Source organism: Thermomonas sp. S9 (genome assembly GCF_024704365.1).
Lineage (GTDB): Bacteria > Pseudomonadota > Gammaproteobacteria > Xanthomonadales > Xanthomonadaceae > Thermomonas.
Window position 1 is genome coordinate 2,089,113 of record NZ_JAJDFY010000001.1, and the last position, 17,708, is coordinate 2,106,820.

Sequence of the window (17,708 nt, forward strand, 5' to 3'; positions counted from 1 at the left end):
CAGCGGCATGAGCCTGCCCGTCGCGCTCTATCTGCTGGCGGCCGTGCTGGTGCTGGCGGGCCTGGCCGGCACCCTGCTGCCGGTGCTGCCCGGCGCGCCGCTGGTGTTCGCCGGGCTGCTGCTGGCGGCCTGGGCCGACGGGTTCCGGCATGTCGGGCTGTGGCCGCTGCTGGCGCTGGGCGGACTGACCCTACTGTCATTGCTGGTGGACCTGTGGGCCACCGCGCACGGCGCGCGCCGGGTCGGGGCCAGCCGGCTGGCCATGCTGGGCGCCACCCTCGGCACCGTGGTCGGGCTGTTCTTCGGCCTGCCCGGACTGCTGCTGGGGCCATTCGCTGGGGCGCTGGGCGGCGAATTGCTGCACCGGCGCAGCCTGCACCCGCAGCATCTCGGCGCGGCCGGCAAGGTCGGCGCCGGCACCTGGCTGGGGCTGGCGCTGGGCGCCGCGCTCAAGCTGGCGCTGGCCTTCGCGATGCTGGGCGTGTTCGCGCTGGCGTGGTGGTTCTAGTGGTGGTTCTAGGCCGCCGGCGCGCGCTCAATCTCCGTACAGCAACCAGTTGCGGGCCAGCGCCACGTCGGTGAAGGTGCGTCCGTGGATGCCATGCTCGCGGCACAGGATCTCGCCGTATTCGTTGCCGGGCAGATCGTCCAGCAGCTCGACGAAGGCCAGCCGGATCCCGGCCATTCCCGCCTCCACCATCACCCGGATCACCTGCTCGATCTCGGCCATGTCCACCGACTCGTGCAGTTCTTCCTCCACCAGCAGGCGGTCGATGCCGGCCTCGCGGCAGGCCTGCCCGAGCAAGGCCCAGTAGGCGGACGAGACCTGCAGCGAATCGGTGCCGTCATACACCCGCGCGTGCAGATAGCCGGCTTCGCGGACGAGGCGGAGCTTGAAGCCCTCGCCCTGGATCAGCTGCACCGCATTCAAGCCAGCACATCCAGCGGGATCCTGCCGATCTTCTCGCGCCACTGGCGCGGCCCCGTCTCGTGCACCGAGGTGCCGCGGCTGTCCACCGCCACCGTCACCGGCATGTCCTTGACCTCGAACTCGTAGATCGCCTCCATGCCGAGATCCTCGAATGCCACCACCCGCGCGGCGCGGATGGCCTTCGAGACCAGATAGGCGGCCCCGCCCACCGCCATCAGATAGACGGATTGGTGCTTGCGGATCGCCTCGATCGCCGCCGGCCCGCGCTCGGCCTTGCCGACCATGCCCAGCAGCCCGGTTGCGCTGAGCACCTGCTCGGTGAACTTGTCCATGCGGGTGGCCGTGGTGGGGCCGGCCGGGCCGACCACCTCGTCGCGCACCGGATCGACCGGACCGACGTAGTAGATGAAACGCCCCTTGAAATCGACCGGCAGCGGCTCGCCGCGGTTGAGCATGTCCACGATGCGCTTGTGCGCGGCGTCGCGCCCGGTCAGCAGCTTGCCGCTGAGCAGCAGCACCTCGCCTGGCTGGAAGCGGGCGACTTCCTCGCGGGTGAGGGTGTCCAGGTTCACCCGGCGCGCGCTGGCCGGGCTGTAGGTCAGCGTCGGCCAGTGCTCCAGCGACGGCGAGCCGAGCGCCACCGGGCCGGAACCGTCGAGCGTGAAGTGCGCGTGGCGGGTGGCGGCGCAGTTGGGGATCATCGCCACCGGCAGGTTGGCGGCGTGGGTCGGGTAATCCTTGATCTTCACATCGAGCACCGTGGTGAGCCCGCCCAGGCCCTGGGCGCCTATCCCTAGCGCGTTGACCTTCTCGTACAGCTCGATGCGCAGCTCTTCGATGCGGTTGCTGGGGCCGCGGGCGATCAGCGCCTGGATGTCGATGGGCTCCATCAGCGACTCCTTCGCCAGCAGCATCGCCTTCTCGGCGGTGCCGCCGATGCCGATGCCGAGCATGCCCGGCGGGCACCAGCCGGCGCCCATGGTCGGCACGGTCTTGAGCACCCAGTCCACGATCGAATCGGACGGATTGAGCATCACGAACTTGCTCTTGGCCTCCGAGCCGCCGCCCTTGGCCGCGACGATCACGTCGAGGCGTGTCACCCGGCACGATCGAGACGTTGATCACCGCGGGCGTGTTGTCTTTCGTGTTCAGCCGCTTGCCCGCCGGGTCGGCCAGCACGCTGGCCCGAAGCTTGTTGTCCGGATGGTTGTAGGCGCGGCGCACGCCCTCGTTGACGGCATCCTCCAGCGAGCCGGTGAAGCCCTCCCAGCGCACGTCCATTCCCACCTTCAGGAACACCGTGACGATACCGGTGTCCTGACAGATCGGCCGATGCCCCTCCGCGCACATGCGCGAGTTGATCAGGATCTGCGCCATCGCATCCCTGGCCGCGGGGGATTCCTCGCGCTCCCAGGCGGCGGCGAGGCTCTGGATGTAATCGACCGGATGGTAGTAGCTGATGTACTGCAGCGCGTCGGCTATCGACTGGATGAGATCGTCCTGCTGGATCGTGGTCACGGCGAAGGCAATGCGAGGAAAGCGGCATTATAGCCGCCCCGCCCTTTCGCCCGCGGCGGACGGCGGCGCGCGACTGCGGGATGATGGCCACATCCCCGCCCATCTGGAGGCCGCCATGTTCCGCCGCGCCCCGCCCGCCCTCCTGTGCCTGGCTCTGGCCGCCTGCGCCAGACCGGCCGCGCCGGCTCCCCGCCCTGACCGAGGCCACGCCGGAAGGCCCGCTGCGGATCGAGACCCTGGCCTGCGGCCTCGAGCACCTGGGCGGTGGCCCTGCTGCCCGATGGCACGTTTCTCGTCAGCGAACGCCCCGGCCGTCTGCGCCGGATCGCCGCCACTGGCCAGGTGTCGCCACCGCTGGCAGGGGTACCGTCCGTGCATGCCCGCGGCCAGGGCGGCCTGCTCGACGTGGTGCTCGACCCGGAGTTCGCGCACAACCGCAGGCTCTGGCTCAGCTATGCCGAACCGGGGCCGGACGACACCGCCGGCACCGCGGTCGCAACCGCCCGGCTGGACGGCGAAAGGCTGTCCGGGCTGCGTGTGATCTACCGCCAGCAACCCAAGCTGGGGGGCGACCAGCACTTCGGCGCGCGCATCGCCTTCGACGGGCAGGGCCATGTCTTCATCAGCCAGGGCGAGCGCAACCAGAAAGCGCTGGCCCAGGATCTGTCGGTCCTGCAAGGCAAACTTGTGCGCCTGAACCTGGATGGCAGCCTCCCGCCCGACAATCCGTTCGCAGGCCGCGCCGACCGCGCCCGGAAATCTTCAGCTACGGCCACCGCAACAGCCAGGGGCTGGCGGTCGATCCGCGCACCGGGCGACTGTGGGAAAGCGAGCATGGCCCGCGCGGCGGCGATGAGCTGAACCGCCCCGAGGCCGGCAAGAACTACGGCTGGCCGCTGATCAGCGACGGCGTGGATTATTCGACCGGCCTGCCCTACCCGGAAACCCGCGGACGCAGGCGCCCGGCATGGAGCGCCCGTACCACGTCTGGGCCCAATCGCCGGCGCTTTCGGGGCTGGCGTTCTACACCGGGCACCCGCAGTCCGCCTGGAGCGACAGCCTGCTATTGGGGGCCCTGGCCGGGCAGCGCCTGATCCGGCTGCGCCTGGACGGCGAGCGCATCCTCGGCGAAGAGCGCCTGCTGACCGGCCTGCACCGGCGCATCCGCGACGTACGCGTGGGCGACGACGGCCGGGTCTATGTACTGACCGATGCCGCCGACGGCTGCCTGTTGCGGCTGACGCCGCCGGCCGCGTCAAAATAGCGCAGGCGGCGGGCCCGGGTAGCGCAGCACGCCATCGACCATCACCGCATCGGGATTGAGCAGGTGCGGCTGGACGTTGCCGGGCCCCAGCAGGTGCAGGACGGTCCAGCCGCGGGCGACGAAATCGTCGGAAATCAACCGCCGATGGCACCGCCACCACACCGCCTCGGCGCACATCACGCAGGTCGGCGCCCGCAGCGCGGTCGCCATCAGCGCGTCACGCGCGGCGATGTAATCGGGATCGGCGAGGTGGTCGGCGTAGGCGCGGAACGCCTCGACCCGCCATGCAGTGTTGGGGGAATCCCGCGCAGGTTTGCGCCGCCCGCCCAGCGCCGGCAGCGGCCAGTAACGGATGCCGGCCGCTGCCAGCGCCGGCGGCATGGCATCGCGGGAGAACCGAGGATTGCGGCGCGAGCCGGCGAACCGGCGCACATCCGCCAGCACGGCGATGCCGGCTTCGCCCAGCATGCCCACGAACACGTCCCATGGGCGGGTGGAATGGCCGATGGTCCAGAGCGTGCCGGTGGCGTCCATGCCGGCATCATGCCACCGCTCCCATCCACGCCTGGTTTGCTCCGGATCAAACACCGTGCTGCGCCGCCGCGTAAAATGGGCGGCTACTCGGAACAAACCCCACGCGCATGGCCTCGCCCTTCGGCACCGAGACGGTGCTCGATGTCCGCCACTGGACGGACGCCTACTTCAGCTTCACCACCACCCGCGACGATGGCTTCCGCTTCGACAACGGCCAGTTCGTGATGATCGGCCTGGAGGTGGACGGCAAGCCGCTGATGCGGGCCTATTCCATCGCCAGCGCAAACTGGGAAGAAGAGCTGGAGTTTTTCAGCATCAAGGTGCCCGATGGCCCGCTGACCTCCCGCCTGCAGCACATCAAGCCCGGCGATACCCTGCTGATCGGCCGCAAGCCCACCGGCACGCTGCTGATCAGCGACCTGCATCCCGGGCGCAACCTGTACCTGCTGGGCACCGGCACCGGGCTGGCGCCGTGGTGTCGGTGATCAAGGACCCAGCCACCTACGAACGCTTCGAGAAGGTGATCGTGGCGCATGGCGTGCGCACCGAGCAGGACCTGGCCTACCGCGACTACCTCAGCCGCGGCCTGCAGTGCCATGAATACCTGGGCGAGGAGATCCGCGCCAGGCTGCTGTATTACCCGGCGGTCAGCCGCGAGGACTTCTACTGGCAGGGCCGCCTGCAGCGCGGGCGCATCACCGAGCTGCTCGACAGCGGCCGGATCGCGGCCGATCTCGGCCTGCCCGCGCTCGACCCCGCCTTCGACCGCGCCATGATCTGCGGCAGCCCGCAGATGCTGGCCGACTTCCGCGCCATCCTCGACCGCCGCGGCTTCACGGCCTCGCCGCGGATCGGCAGCCCCGGCGAATACGTGTTCGAACGCGCCTTCGTGGAGAAGTGACCGCCGCGCTGGCGCATCGCCGGCTCAGGCTCCGCCGTAGCGCAGCCACAGCCGCGCCTCCGGCTCGTTGGCGAACGTGCGCACCCGATAGCCGCGCTCCTGCGCCAGCAGCTGTGCGTATTCGATCCGCGCCACCTGGTCCAGACGCGCCTCGACATAGGCGATCTGCACCGCCTCCAGCCCCAGCCCGGCCAGGCTGTCGAAGAAGCGCAGCAGCTCGGCATCGCTCATGACCTCACCCGGCAGCTCGTCCAGCACCAGCAGCTGCCCGGCGCCGACCTCACGCACGGTCCGCGCGATCTGCCGCCAGTATTCGGTCGTCACGGCCAGGTTGGCCTCGGCGATACCATGCCGCGCAGGTGCACCGTCAGCAGCGGCGGCTGGAACTCGAACTCCAGCCGGTAGCCGTTGCCGTCGGTGCGCCAGGTGCTCATCCCAGGGCCGCCTCGATCTCCGCCGCCAGCGATTCCGGCGCATCGGTCGGGGCGTAGCGGCGCAGCACGCGGCCGTCGCGCCCGACCAGGAACTTGGTGAAGTTCCACTTGATCGCATCGATCCCGAGCAGCCCGCCCTTCTCGGCCTTCAGCCATTTCCAGAGCGGGTGGGCATTGCCGCCGTTGACTTCGACCTTGGCGAACATCGGGAAGCTGACATCGTAGGTCAGCGAGCAGAAGCGGCGGATCTCCTCGGCATCGCCCGGCTCCTGGTGACCGAACTGGTCGCACGGAAAGCCCAGCACCACCAGCCCGCGCGGCCCGTACTTCCGCCACAGCGCCTCCAGCCCCTGGTACTGCGGGGTGAAGCCGCACTTGCTGGCGACATTGACGATCAGCAGCACCTTGCCGCGCCATTGCGCCAACGGCTGCGCCTGGCCGTCCAGATCGACGGCCTCGAACTCGAATGCGGTCGGCATGATCCGACTCCGTTGTGACCCCTTCCACCATTGTGCGCGCAATCGCAGGCCGATGCAGCCCCGCGTGCGATCGCTGCCCCAGGCCGGCCATTGCCGCATCGACTAGAATGCGGGTTCACCGATGCCCACGACCAGAAGCCCATGACCCGTCCGATCGCCTGCGCACTCGCGCTCGCAGTGGCCGCCGCGATGGCCACGCCCGCAAGATCCCGCCCTCGCCGCCCAGAAGACCGTCCAGCACAAGAAGAAGCCGGAGGCCCCGATGCCCGCCATCGCCTACAGCGGCCCGTTCGCCGCGCCCAGCCCGCTGCCGATGCACTACCCGCAGTTCGACAAGATCAAGGACAGCGACTTCGCGCCCGCGTTCGACGCCGGCATGGCGATCCAACTGCGCGAAGTGGCGGCGATCGCCGATAACCCGGCGCCGCCCACCTTCGAGAACACCATCGTGGCGATGGAGAAGAGCGGCCAGGTGCTGAACCGGGCCACCAGCGTGTTCTTCAACCTGGTCGCCACCGACAAGAACGATGCGCGCGAGAAGCTCGAGACCGAGTACGCGCCGAAGTTCTCCGCGCACGCCGACGCCATTGCGCTGAACCCCAAGCTGTTCGCGCGGATCAAGACCCTGTACGACGCGCGCGACAGTCTCGGCCTGGACGCGGTGGACCGTCGCCTGCTGGAGAAGCGCTACCAGGACTTCGTGCGCGCCGGCGCCGCGCTGGACGAAACCCAGAAGGCGCGCATCCGCGCGATCAACACCGATCTATCCACCCTGGACACCCGCTTCAACCAGAACGTGCTGGCCGAGGTGAACGCCTCCGCGGTGGTGGTGGACGACCGCGCCCAGCTGGCCGGGATGAGCGAGGAGCAGATCGCGGCCGCCGCCGAAGCCGCCAAGGCGCGCAACCTGCCGGGCAAGTACGTGATCGCCCTGCTCAACACCACCGGCCAGCCGGTGGAGGCGCAACTGCAGGACCGCGCGCTGCGCCAGCGCATCTTTGATGCCTCGGTGGCGCGCGGCAGCCGCGGCAACCAGTGGGACAACACCGGCGTGGTGGCGCAGGTGCTGAAACTGCGCGCCGAGCGCGCGCGCCTGCTGGGCTACGACACCTACGCCAACTACGTGCTGGCCGACGAAACCGCCGGCAACCAGGACAACGTCAACGCGATGCTGCGCCAGCTGGCGCCGAAGGCGGTGGCCAATGCCCGTCGCGAGGGCGCCGACCTGCAGGCGATGATCGACGCCGGGCAGAAGGCCGCCGGCCAGCCCGGCTTCGCCCTGCAGCCGTGGGACTGGGCCTATTACAGCGAGAAGGTGCGCAAGGCCCGCTACAGCTTCGACGAAAGCCAGCTCAAGCCCTATTTCGAAATGCGCAGCGTGCTGGAAAACGGCGTGTTCTACGCCGCCAACAAGCTGTACGGGCTGACGTTCAAGGAACGCACCGACCTGCCCAAGTACCGTGCCGACACCTGGACCTACGAGGTGTTCGACCGCGACGGCAAGCCGCTGGCGATCTTCATCTGGGACCCGTACGCGCGCGCCTCCAAGCGCGGCGGCGCATGGATGAACACCTACGTCGCGCAGTCGAAGCTGCTGGGCGAACAGCCGGTGGTCGCCAACCACCTGAACATCCCCAAGCCGTCGGAAGGCAAGCCCACCCTGCTCACCTGGGACGAGGTCACCACCGCCTTCCACGAGTTCGGCCATGCCCTGCACGGCTTCTTCCAGGATGTGCGCTACCCGTATTTCTCGATGAACGTGCCGCGCGACTTCGTGGAATACCCATCGCAGGTAAACGAGATGTGGGCCGACTGGCCGGAGGTACTGGCGCACTACGCCCGCCACTACCAGACCGGCGCGCCGATGCCGAAGGAACTGCTGGACAAGGTGATCGCCGCGTCCAAGTTCAACCAGGGCTTCGCCACCACCGAGTACCTGGAGGCCGCGATGCTCGACCAGCGCTGGCACCAGCTGCCGCTGGAGCAGATCCCAGACGCCTCCGGGGTGATGGCGTTCGAGGCCAGCGCGCTCAAGGCCGACGGCTTCGACTACGCGCCGGTGCCGCCGCGCTATCGCACGCCCTACTTCAGCCACATCATGGGCGGCTACGCAGCCGGCTACTACGCCTACATCTGGTCGGAAGTGCTGGCGGCCAACACCAGCAAGTGGATCCGCGAGCATGGCGGCCTGACCCGCGAGAACGGCGACCGCGTGCGCGAGAAGGTGCTGGCGCCGGGCGGCGAGATCGCGCCGGATCGTCTGTTCCCGAACCTGGCCGGCCATGAGCCCACGATCGAACCGCTATTGGAACAGCGCGGACTGGATAACAAGTAAGTCACCCGTCAGCACGACACCACGAACGCCGCCTGCGGGCGGCGTTCGCGTATCCGCATCGGCAAAGCACGGCGTGGCGGTGCAAACGTGGCCGCCGGCACCCGCCCGTCAGCGATGCAGGCCGAGCGGATCGGCCTGCGGGCGCGATCCCGGTGCCGGCAACGAGGTGGCGCCCGGCTCCCGCCGCAGCGCGTGGCGCGCCGCATCGAGCGCGTCCGGCGCCAGCGCCTCGCGCGCCGCGAACGCCCCGCCGATCTGGGTGGCGATCACCACGCCATCGCGCAGCAGCAGCCGCGCGCCCGGCTGGCGCGGCACCTTCTCGCCCGGCAGCAACAGCCCGGCGAGGTTCAGCGGGTCGGCCGCGGACACCACCAGCAGCCCGCCGTCGGGCGCACGCGCGCACCGCACGCAGCCCGGCCAGCGCCTCCGGCAGCGCGAACTGCGGCCCGGCCACCCCGGCGATGAAGCGCCCGCCGCGGATCTCGCCGCGCGCCTCCAGCCGCTGATACTCGCGCAGCAACGCGCGCCACGGCGGCGGCGCCACGGCGCCTCGCGCGCCAGCAGCGGCCAGCACACCACGCCCCAGCGCGCGAGCAGGACGCGCGCCAGATGCTCGCAGTCGGCCTGTGCCTGCTGCGGGTCCAGATCCTGCAGCCCGCCCAGCGCCGGCGCGACCCGCGCCCAGCGGCCGGCGTCGGCGATCCCGCGCAGCGCGGCGCGACGGCCGTGGCGGGCGAAGCGCGGCGCGCGCCGGCTGGCCGGCAGCAGCAGCGCGCGCAGGCCGGCGAAGCTGTCGCAGCCCGCCCGCCCGCGCGCTACCAGTTCGCCCAGCGCCTCCTCCAGCTCGGTCTCCAGCAGGCCGCAGGCCTGCCGCAGCTCGTCGAAGAACAGCGCCCCATGCGCCTGCAGCGCCGCCTCCACCCGCTGCGCGCGCGAGGATGGCGGCGATTCCGGCTCCGGCTGGCCCGCGGCCAGCCGGCTCCAGCGCGCCAGCTGCGGGCGCGGCAGCAGCACCAGCGGCGCCGCCCGCACCAGCGCCTCGCCGCCGGCGCGCAGCCGCGCCCAGGCGATCCGCCCGCTGCCGCACAGCGCATCCAGCCAGGCCAGGTCATAGCCCTGCACCCGCGCCGGCAGCAGTTCGGCCTCCCACGCCAACACCGGCGCCTCGAAGCCTTCCAGTTGCCCCAGCACCCGCGCCAGCGCCTCCGGCCCGCGCAGGCGGGTGGCAGGTGTCAGGCACTGCCAGTCGCACAAAAGCGCACGTAGTCGCGCACCGCGACCGGCTCGATCTCGCGCCGCAGCCGCGCCACGGTATGGCGGTGGATGCGCGCCAGCAAAGTGCGCTCGCACCACTGCTCGGCCCGTGCCTGCGGCGCGAAGCGGCCGCGCAGGGCGTAGCCCTCCTGTTCCAGCGCCAGCAGCGCCAGCTCCACCTCGGCCACCGGCACCGCCAGGCCCGCCGCCAGTTCCTGCGCGTCGGTCACCGCCAGCGCCGACAGCCGCGCGCGCACCAGCTCGCGCAGCGCGTCCGCATGCGGCCAGTCGCGCGCCAGCGCGGGCGGCAGCGCCAGCGGCGGCGTGCAGGCGGCCTCCGGATGCAGCGCGCGCAGCAGCGGCAGGCGCTCGGCGGCCACCCAGCGCACGCCGCCCGGGGTCGCCAGTGCGGCCGCCCGCCCCTGCGCGGCCAGCGCCTGCAGCAGCGACGGCCAGCCGCTGGCCTCGGCCTCGTCCGCAGTGAGCACGCCCAGATCGCCCAGCGCCGCATGCAGTTCATCCGCATGCGCGGCCTGCGGCCAGGCGTCCTCGCGCGCAGCGGCGATCGCGCCTTCGTCCAGCCGGCCCAGATCGTCCACTTGCTCGGGCAGGCCGAACCGGCGCACGGCCACCGCGCGGGTGCGGCGCTCCTCCAGCGGGGCATCGTCGAGGAAGGCGTACGGACGCGCGCCCAGCACCTCGGCGGCGAATGGCGACGGGCCGGTGAGGTCACGCGCGGTGACCTGCACCCGGCCTTCCTCCAATGCGCGCAGCAGGGCCAGCCAGCCGTCCACGTCCATCGCCTCACGCAGGCAGTCGTCCAGGGTCTGCGCCACCAGCGGATGGTCGGGCACCTGGCGCTCACCGACGATGTTCTCCAGACACGCCACCTGATCGGGAAAGACCGTGGCCATCAGGTCCTCGGCCTTCATCCGCTGCAGCTGCGGCATCACCCGGCGGCCGCCGGAAACGCGCGGCAACACCAGCGCGGTCGCGGCATTCCAGCGGAAACGCGCGGGGAACAGCGGCGCATCCAGCAGCGCCTGCACCAGCACCTCGCGCGCGCTGGAGGAATGCAGGTAGCCGATCACTTCGATCAGCGGGAAGCTGTGGCTGGTGGACAGCGACAGCAGGATGCAGTCCTCGGTCGCCGCCGCCTGCAGCTCGAAGTTGAACTTGCGGCAGAAGCGCTTGCGCAGGGCCAGGCCCCAGGCCTTGTTGATGCGGCTGCCGTAGGGCGAATGGATGATCAGCTGGGTGCCGCCGGATTCGTCGAAGAAGCGCTCCAGCGCGATATGCCCGCGGGTCGGCAGCATCCCGAACCCGGCCAGCTGCGCCGCCGCGTAATCGGCGATCTGCTGCGCCGCCTCCAATGGCAGGCCGATGTCATCGCGCAGCCAGGCCGCCGCCTCCGCCGCGCCGCCCTGCTCCAGCCGGGCCTGCAGGCCGGCGCGCAGGCGCGACAGCGCGATCGACAGCTCGTCCGTGCGCCCGGGCGCCTCGCCGACCCAAAACGGAATGCTCGGCGGCTGGCCCTGCGCATCCTCCACCCGCAGCACGCCGGCCTCGACCCGCAGCACGCGGTAGCTGGCGTTGCCGAGCTGGAACACGTCGCCGCCGAGGCTCTCGATCGCGAAATCCTCGGTGACACTGCCGATGGTGAGGCCCTGCGGCTCCAGCACCACGCTGTAGTCGCCGAGGTCGGGGATGGTGCCGCCGGACTGGGTGGCGACCAGGCGCGCGCCCTTGCGCGCACGCAGCACGCGCTGCACGGCGTCGCGGTGCAGGTAGCGCGCGCGCGGGCCGTAGCGGCTGGCGAAGCCTTCGTCCAGCATGCGCACGACCGCGTCGAAGCGTTCGCGCGCAAGCTCCGCATACGGATACGCGCTGCGCAGGCAGGCATACAGCGCGTCCTCGTCCCAGTCGCGCGCGGCCACCTCGGCCACGATCTGCTGCGCCAGCACGTCCAGCGGCACCCGCGGCATGCGCAGCGCATCCAGCTCGCCGCGCCGCACCGCGTCCAGCAGCGCCGCGCATTCCAGCAGCTCGTCGCGGCTGGTCGGGAACAGGCGGCCCTTGGGCACGCCGCCGACGTGGTGGCCGGAGCGTCCGACCCGCTGCAGGAAGGCGGCGATGCTGCGCGGCGAGCCGATCTGGCAAACCAGCTCGACCTCGCCGATGTCGATGCCCAGCTCCAGCGAGGCGGTCGCCACCAGCACCTTCAGCTCGCCGCGCTTGAGCCGCTGCTCGGCGTCCAGCCGCAGCTCTTTGCGAGCGAGCCGTGGTGCGCGGCCACCTGCTGCTCGCCCAGCAGTTCCGCCAGATGCCGGGCAGTGCGCTCGGCCATGCGCCGGGTGTTGACGAACACCAGGGTGGTGGCGTGCGCGCTAGCGAAGCGCGGCGATGCGCGCGTACACCTGCGCCCACTGCGGATGCGACATCACCGGCTCCAGCGGCGTGGGCGGCAGCTCCAGCGCCAGATCGCGCGGGCGGTCGTGGCCGATGTCGATGATGGTCGGCAGCGGCGCCGCCCCGGCCAGGAAGCGCGCCACCGCCTGCACCGGCTTCTGGGTGGCCGACAGCCCGATCCGCTGCACGCGGCGGCCGGTGAGCGCGTCCAGCCGCGCCAGCGACAGCGCCAGGTGGCTGCCGCGCTTGCTCTGTACCAGGGCGTGGATTTCGTCCACGATCAGCGTGCGCACCCCGCCCAGCATGGCCCGGCCCGAGGCCGAGTTGAGCAGGATGTACAGCGACTCCGGGGTCGTCACCAGCACGTGCGGCGGATGCCGGCGCAGCGCCGTACGCTCGCCGGCCGGGGTGTCGCCGGTGCGCACCGCGGTGCGGATCGGCACCTCCGGCAGGCCCAGCCGCGCCAGCTCCCCGGCGATCCCGGCCAGCGGCGCCTCCAGGTTGAGGTGGATGTCGTTGGACAGCGCCTTCAGCGGCGAGACGTACAGCACGCAGGTGGCGTCCGGCAGCCCGTGCGCGAGGCCCTCGCGCACCAGGCCGTCCAGCGCCGCGAGGAAGCCGGTCAGGGTCTTGCCGGCGCCGGTCGGGGCCGCCACCAGCACGTCGCCGCCGGCACGGATCGCGGGCCATGCCTGCTGCTGCGCCAGGGTCGGCGCGGGGAAGCGGCGCGCGAACCAGCCGGCCACCGCCGGGTGGAACGCCGCGAGCACGGGGTGAACGGCCATGCGCGGATTATCCGCTGCACCGGCGGCAGGCGCCTGAACGGGATGCACGTAGGCAATGCGCAACTGGGCGGGCATCGGCGCAGCCTGCACGCCGGCCGTCGCAACGCCTGCGACGGCGTGCCGCTCAGCCCGCGCGGAACAGCGGCCGGTAGGCCGGGGCCACCAGCGGCAGCACTATCTTGGCCGGCACGTCCACGGTCTGGGTACCCTCCACGTATGGGGCCACCTGGTAGGGCGGGAACACGAAGCGCAGGGCACGGATGCTGCCATCGGCATTCATCACCGGCTCGAACCGTGCGAAATGCGCGGGCTTGGGTGCGGTGCCCTCGTCGATCATGCCGCCGCGCATCTGCAGCTGCTCGGCGTACACGTCGGACTCCAGATGGTCGTCATCGAGATCGCGCTGCACCCGCGCCTTCAGCTGTGCGCGCACATAGTCGGACACCGGCACCCAGTTGGCCGCTTCCGGGATCAGCTGCTCGGCCGCGAGCATCTGCTGCAGTTGCGGCAAGCCAGACGAAGCGCTGCTCCAGCGGCACGCCGTGGGCCCCGCCGAGGTAGCTGCTGCCGGTCGCGGCCACCGCCACCACCCGCGGCGTCTCCGCGACCATGCTGAACTGCAGGCTGAGGTCGTACGGGACCGCGGGCTTGCGCCCCTTCAGTTCGCCCACCGCCTGCATCAGCTGATCCTGCACCGCCGCGGCGTAATCCTGCAGCGCGCGCGCCAGCGGCGGATAGCGCACCGCCGCCTGCGGATAGCTGATGCCGATGATGTAGGCCGGCGTGGTTTCGGTGACATCCTTCAGCGCGGGCGGCCCGGCCTCGGCAACCGGTTCTGCGGGCGCAGGCGGCACGGAAACAGGGACCTCCGCCTCGCGGCCGCGCTGGCAACCGACCGCCCCCACCAGCGCGAGGCTGGCCACGAGCGCGGTGCGGACGAGATGCAGACAACAGGGACGCATGGGCACGAGGCGATGGACAGGGCGTGGATTTGCGCAGATTCTGGCATGTCGCGCCGAAGAAAAAGCCCGGCTTGCGCCGGGCTTTTCTGCGCGATGCGCGGGCGGCTTACAGCGCCTGCACTTCGTCGGCCTGCAGGCCCTTCTGGCCCTGCACGACCTTGAAGGAGACCTTCTGGCCTTCCTGCAGGGACTTGAAGCCGGTGCCCACGATCGAGCGGAAGTGGACGAAGACGTCCGGGCCGGATTCCGGGGTGATGAAGCCGAAGCCCTTGGCGTCGTTGAACCACTTGACGGTACCGGTCTGACGATCCGACATGTTGCTACTCCTGGATAACAGTTAGAAATGGAAACACGGCAGGCAAGCCAACCGCGACTGTCGAGCAAGGGGTAACGCACACGATGTAGCGGATCGCAACGGATCTACCGCATCGGGTCACGATGTACCGTGATCCCGCTTGAAACAGTGAGCGCACATTAACCTGTTTTTGACGACAAATGTGCAACCCGGGCAAGTTTTTTTCGCGCGCGGGCGCCGCGACTGCCCGGCGCTCACCAGTCGGCATGCCCGGGCAGCAGGCCGCGCAGCTCGGCGTCGGTCAGGTTGCGCCACTGGCCCGGCTTGAGATGGCCCAGCCTGACGTTGCCGATCCGGGCCCGGTGCAGTTGCTTCACGCGGTAGCCGAAATGCGCCGCCATCAGCCGGATCTGCCGGTTCAGGCCCTGCACCAGCACGATCCGGAACCCGAACCGCCCCAGCTTGCCGGTCTTGCAGGGCAGCGTGGGCACCCCGTGCACCGGCACCCCGCCGCGCGCCATCCCGCGCAGGAACTCATCGGTCACCGGGTGGTTCACCGCCACCAGGTATTCCTTCTCCAGCTTGTTCTCGGCACGCAGGATGCGGTTGACGATGTCGCCGTTGCTGGTCAGCAGGATCAACCCTTCCGAGTCCTTGTCCAGCCGCCCGATCGGGAAGATGCGCTGCTCGTGGCCGACGAAATCGACGATGTTGCCCTTCACGTCGGTCTCGGTAGTGCAGGTGATGCCCACCGGCTTGTTCAGCGCGATATAGACGTGCCGGCGCTTGCCCGCGGCGGCGGTGCGCGCGGCCAGCAGGTTGCCGTCGATGCGCACCTCGTCGCCCGCTCCCAGCTCCGCGCCGATGCGGGCGCGCAGGCCATTGACGGTGACGCGCCCCTCGGCGATCAGGCGGTCGGCCTCGCGGCGGGAGCAGAAGCCGGTGTCGGCGATATGACGGTTCAGGCGCATGGGGCGGCATTCTACTGGCAGCGGGCGGCGCGCCCGCCCCTTCCGCGCACCCGCCATCGCCGCTACCCTCGCCGCATCATCGTGCGGGAATCGCTACCGTCACCACCATGAATGCCGCCGCCGACCCACTGGCCGCGCTGTGGCGCCCGCCCGCCCTGATGGGCGTGGTGCTGGGCGGCGAAGCCCTGGCCGCCATCCTCGCACTCGCGCCCACCCACGGTGGCGAGCGCCTGGTCCACTTCGGGCTGGCCTCGCTCGGCATCCAGTGGGTGGCCCTGGGGACGCTGTGCGCGCTTTATTTGCTGCGGCGGCCGTTGGGGCGCCTGCCGCCGCCGCGGCTGGCGTGGGCCTGCCTGGCCCTGTTCCTGCTGATGAGCCTGCTGGTCGCCGCGGCGGCCTGGAGCGTACTTGTGATGACCGCCAACGCCGAAGGCACGCGCACCGGCTTCATCTTGCGCATGCTGGGGCTGGCGCTGGTGGTGGGCCTGATCGGGCTGCTCAGCTACCAGAACTACTGGCGTTCGCGGCAGTGGGCGGTGCGTGCGAAACAGCTGGAACTGGAAGCCCTGCAGGCACGCATCCACCCGCACTTCCTGTTCAACACGCTCAACACCGGCGCGGCGCTGGTGCACGCGCAGCCGGACGCGGCCGAACGCGTGCTGCTGGATCTGGCCGACCTGTTCCGCTGCGCCCTGCGCGGACCGCAAGAGATCCCGCTGGCGGAGGAGCTGGCGCTGACCCGGCGCTACCTGGACATCGAGGCCCTGCGCCTCGGCCCGCGGCTGCAGCTGGATTGGCAGGTACCGGCACCGCTGCCGGCGGTGCAGGTGCCGTCGCTGTCGATCCAGCCGCTGGCCGAGAACGCGATCCGCCACGGCATCGAGCGCCTGCCGCAGGGCGGCCGGGTCGAGGTGCAGGTGCGGATCGACGGCGGCTGGATCGAAATCCGCATCGCCAACGACCGTCCTGACGGCGAAAGCGGCCCGCGCGGACATGCGGTCGGGCTTGCCTCCGCGCGCGAGCGGGTGCAGGCGATGACCGCGGACCGCGGCCGGGTGGACGCCGGGATCGAAGACGGACGCTACGTCGCGCGCATGCGCCTGCCGGCCTGAGCCACCGCCGCAGTGCGGCGGTGGTCGCGAGGACGGCGGCGGATCAGGCCACCACCCTGTAGCAGGGCTGGTAGTCGCCGGCGATCTTCATCCGCCGCTGCTGGACGAAGGCGCGCAGCAGCGCGTCCAGCGCCTGCATGATGTCGGCATCGCCGTGGATTTCGAACGGCCCGTGCGCCTCGATCCGGCGCATGCCGTCCTCCTTCACGTTGCCGGCCACGATCCCGGAGAACGCGCGCCGCAGGTCGGCCGCCAGCGCGTGCGGCTTGCGCCCGTGGTGCAGGTCCAGCCCCGCCATCAGCGCATGGGTCGGGACGAACGGCTGCTGGAACGCCAGCGGCACGTGCAGCCCCCAGTTGAAGAAGAACGAATCCTGCTGGGCGATGCGCTGCTCCTTCACCTTGCGGATGCCCGCCTCCATGCGCCTGGCGACCAGCGCCGGATCGGCGATGATGATCTCGTAGCGCGCCGCCGCGGCATCGCCCAGGGTCAGGCGGATGAATTTGTCGATCTGCTCGAAATACGGCGCCGCGCCGGTGGGGCCGGTGAGGATCAGCGGGAAATGCAGGTTGGCATTTTCCTCGCGCAGCAGGATGCCGAGCAGGTACAGGATTTCCTCGCAGGTGCCGACGCCGCCAGGGAACACGATGATGCCGTGCCCAATCCGAACGAATGCCTCCAGGCGTTTTTCGATGTCCGGCATGATCACCAGGTGGTTGACGATCGGGTTGGGCGATTCGGCCGCGATGATCCCCGGCTCGGTGATGCCGATGTAACGGCTGCGCCGGCGACGCTGCTTGGCATGCGCGATGGTGGCGCCTTTCATCGGCCCCTTCATCGCACCCGGGCCGCACCCGGTGCAGATGTCCAGCCCGCGCAAGCCCAACTCGTAGCCGACCTGCTTGGTGTACTTGTATTCCTCCTGGCCGATCGAGTGGCCGCCCCAGCACACCACCAGATTCGGGTCGCCCGGTTGCAGCACGCGCGCGTTGCGCAGCAGGCGGAACACCGCGTCGGTGATGTCGGCCGACGTCTGCGGCTGGCAGTCGCCATTGAGGTCGATCGCCGTGAAGGCGATGTCGCGCACCACCGCGAACAGCAGCTCGGCCACGCCCGCGATGATCTGGCCGTCCACGAACGCCATCGCCGGGGCGTGGGTCAGCTCGATGCGCACGCCGCGGTCCTGCTGCCGCACCTGGATGTCGAACTCCGGATACAGCTCCTGCGCGGCGCGCGGGTCGTCGGAGGCGCTGCCCGAGGTCAGCACCGCCAGCGCGCAGCGGCGCAGCAGGTCGTGCAGGCCGCCGGAGGATGCATCGCGCAGGCGCGCCACTTCCTCGCGACTGAGGACATCGAGGCCGCCGCGTGGATAGATGTGGGTGGAAACGGTGGGAAGGGTGGACGCCGCTGCAGTGGCGGCATTGCTGGGATCGGAATGGATGTTCATGTAGTGCTTGTCGTTCATGCGGCCACTTTAGCGCAGTTGCCGGCGCCCGGACGCGGGGCGAGGCGCACAAAAAAAGA

The 17,708-nt window shown here is 70.6% G+C and carries 13 protein-coding genes and 4 pseudogenes; 6 read left to right on the forward strand and 11 right to left on the reverse strand.

Translation table 11 applies throughout. The features are described 5' to 3' along the window. Positions 1-7 precede the first annotated feature (7 nt). Positions 8-508 (forward strand): DUF456 domain-containing protein, encoded by a 501-nt coding sequence (locus LJB71_RS10370; protein ID WP_259304131.1) that lies wholly within the window; start codon positions 8-10, stop codon positions 506-508. Positions 509-535: 27 nt separating this feature from the next. On the opposite strand, the gene LJB71_RS10375 is transcribed toward LJB71_RS10370, so the two are convergent. Beyond that, positions 536-931, reverse strand: coding sequence for a hypothetical protein (locus LJB71_RS10375; RefSeq protein WP_259304132.1), 396 nt, complete (start codon positions 929-931; stop codon positions 536-538). Beyond that, positions 928-2,449, reverse strand: a pseudogene (locus LJB71_RS10380) (fumarate hydratase). The gene LJB71_RS10375 and the pseudogene LJB71_RS10380 overlap by 4 nt, the downstream one beginning before the upstream one ends. Before the next feature lie 264 nt (positions 2,450-2,713). Between LJB71_RS10380 and LJB71_RS10385 the strand changes: the two are divergent. Both LJB71_RS10385 and LJB71_RS10390 read left to right on the forward strand, forming a co-directional pair. After that, entirely contained in the window at positions 2,714-3,310 is a 597-nt protein-coding gene (locus LJB71_RS10385; protein ID WP_259304133.1) for a PQQ-dependent sugar dehydrogenase, read from the forward strand. 106 nt (positions 3,311-3,416) lie between these two features. After that, entirely contained in the window at positions 3,417-3,713 is a 297-nt protein-coding gene (locus LJB71_RS10390; RefSeq protein ID WP_259304134.1) for a PQQ-dependent sugar dehydrogenase, read from the forward strand. On the opposite strand, the gene LJB71_RS10395 is transcribed toward LJB71_RS10390, so the two are convergent. Beyond that, a complete protein-coding gene (locus LJB71_RS10395) occupies positions 3,705-4,247 on the reverse strand; it encodes a DUF488 domain-containing protein (protein WP_259304135.1) in 543 nt (180 codons plus the stop codon). The two genes, LJB71_RS10390 and LJB71_RS10395, sit on opposite strands and share 9 nt — an antisense overlap. Before the next feature lie 107 nt (positions 4,248-4,354). On the opposite strand from LJB71_RS10395, the pseudogene LJB71_RS10400 reads away from it, so the two are divergent. Continuing rightward, positions 4,355-5,148, forward strand: a pseudogene (locus LJB71_RS10400) (ferredoxin--NADP reductase). Positions 5,149-5,172: 24 nt separating this feature from the next. Here LJB71_RS10400 and LJB71_RS10405 read toward each other — a convergent pair. Continuing rightward, a complete protein-coding gene (locus tag LJB71_RS10405) occupies positions 5,173-5,472 on the reverse strand; it encodes a hypothetical protein (protein ID WP_259304136.1) in 300 nt (99 codons plus the stop codon). Between the two features lie 106 nt (positions 5,473-5,578). Then, on the reverse strand, positions 5,579-6,061 hold the full coding sequence (locus tag LJB71_RS10410; RefSeq protein ID WP_259304137.1) for a glutathione peroxidase: 483 nt from the start codon (positions 6,059-6,061) through the stop codon (positions 5,579-5,581). A 141-nt stretch (positions 6,062-6,202) separates the two neighbouring features. Between LJB71_RS10410 and LJB71_RS10415 the strand changes: the two are divergent. Further along, positions 6,203-8,396, forward strand: a pseudogene (locus LJB71_RS10415) (M3 family metallopeptidase). A 261-nt stretch (positions 8,397-8,657) separates the two neighbouring features. Here the strand turns inward: LJB71_RS10415 and LJB71_RS10420 are convergent. From LJB71_RS10420 to LJB71_RS10440, 5 genes and pseudogenes are all read right to left on the reverse strand, one after another. Beyond that, positions 8,658-12,844 (reverse strand): annotated as a pseudogene (locus LJB71_RS10420) (DEAD/DEAH box helicase); the annotation flags it as partial. 124 nt (positions 12,845-12,968) lie between these two features. Then, on the reverse strand, positions 12,969-13,277 hold the full coding sequence (locus LJB71_RS10425) for an RsiV family protein (RefSeq protein WP_259304138.1): 309 nt from the start codon (positions 13,275-13,277) through the stop codon (positions 12,969-12,971). Beyond that, the gene (locus LJB71_RS10430) at positions 13,234-13,806 is read right to left on the reverse strand and encodes a DUF4163 domain-containing protein (RefSeq protein WP_259304139.1); all 573 of its coding nucleotides are present in this window, start codon (positions 13,804-13,806) and stop codon (positions 13,234-13,236) included. The genes LJB71_RS10425 and LJB71_RS10430 overlap by 44 nt, the downstream gene beginning before the upstream one ends. 106 nt (positions 13,807-13,912) lie before the next feature. After that, complete coding sequence (locus LJB71_RS10435; RefSeq protein ID WP_072755265.1) at positions 13,913-14,122, reverse strand: cold-shock protein; 210 nt, start codon at positions 14,120-14,122, stop codon at positions 13,913-13,915. A 233-nt stretch (positions 14,123-14,355) separates the two neighbouring features. Further along, the gene (locus LJB71_RS10440) at positions 14,356-15,072 is read right to left on the reverse strand and encodes a pseudouridine synthase (protein WP_259304140.1); all 717 of its coding nucleotides are present in this window, start codon (positions 15,070-15,072) and stop codon (positions 14,356-14,358) included. 107 nt (positions 15,073-15,179) lie between these two features. Between LJB71_RS10440 and LJB71_RS10445 the strand changes: the two genes are divergently transcribed. Then, positions 15,180-16,184 (forward strand): histidine kinase, encoded by a 1,005-nt coding sequence (locus LJB71_RS10445; RefSeq protein WP_259304141.1) that lies wholly within the window; start codon positions 15,180-15,182, stop codon positions 16,182-16,184. A gap of 43 nt (positions 16,185-16,227) precedes the next feature. Here LJB71_RS10445 and ppnN read toward each other — a convergent pair whose 3' ends face one another. Next, entirely contained in the window at positions 16,228-17,631 is a 1,404-nt protein-coding gene (gene ppnN / locus LJB71_RS10450) for a nucleotide 5'-monophosphate nucleosidase PpnN (protein WP_259304795.1), read from the reverse strand. Between the last annotated feature and the right edge of the window lie 77 nt (positions 17,632-17,708).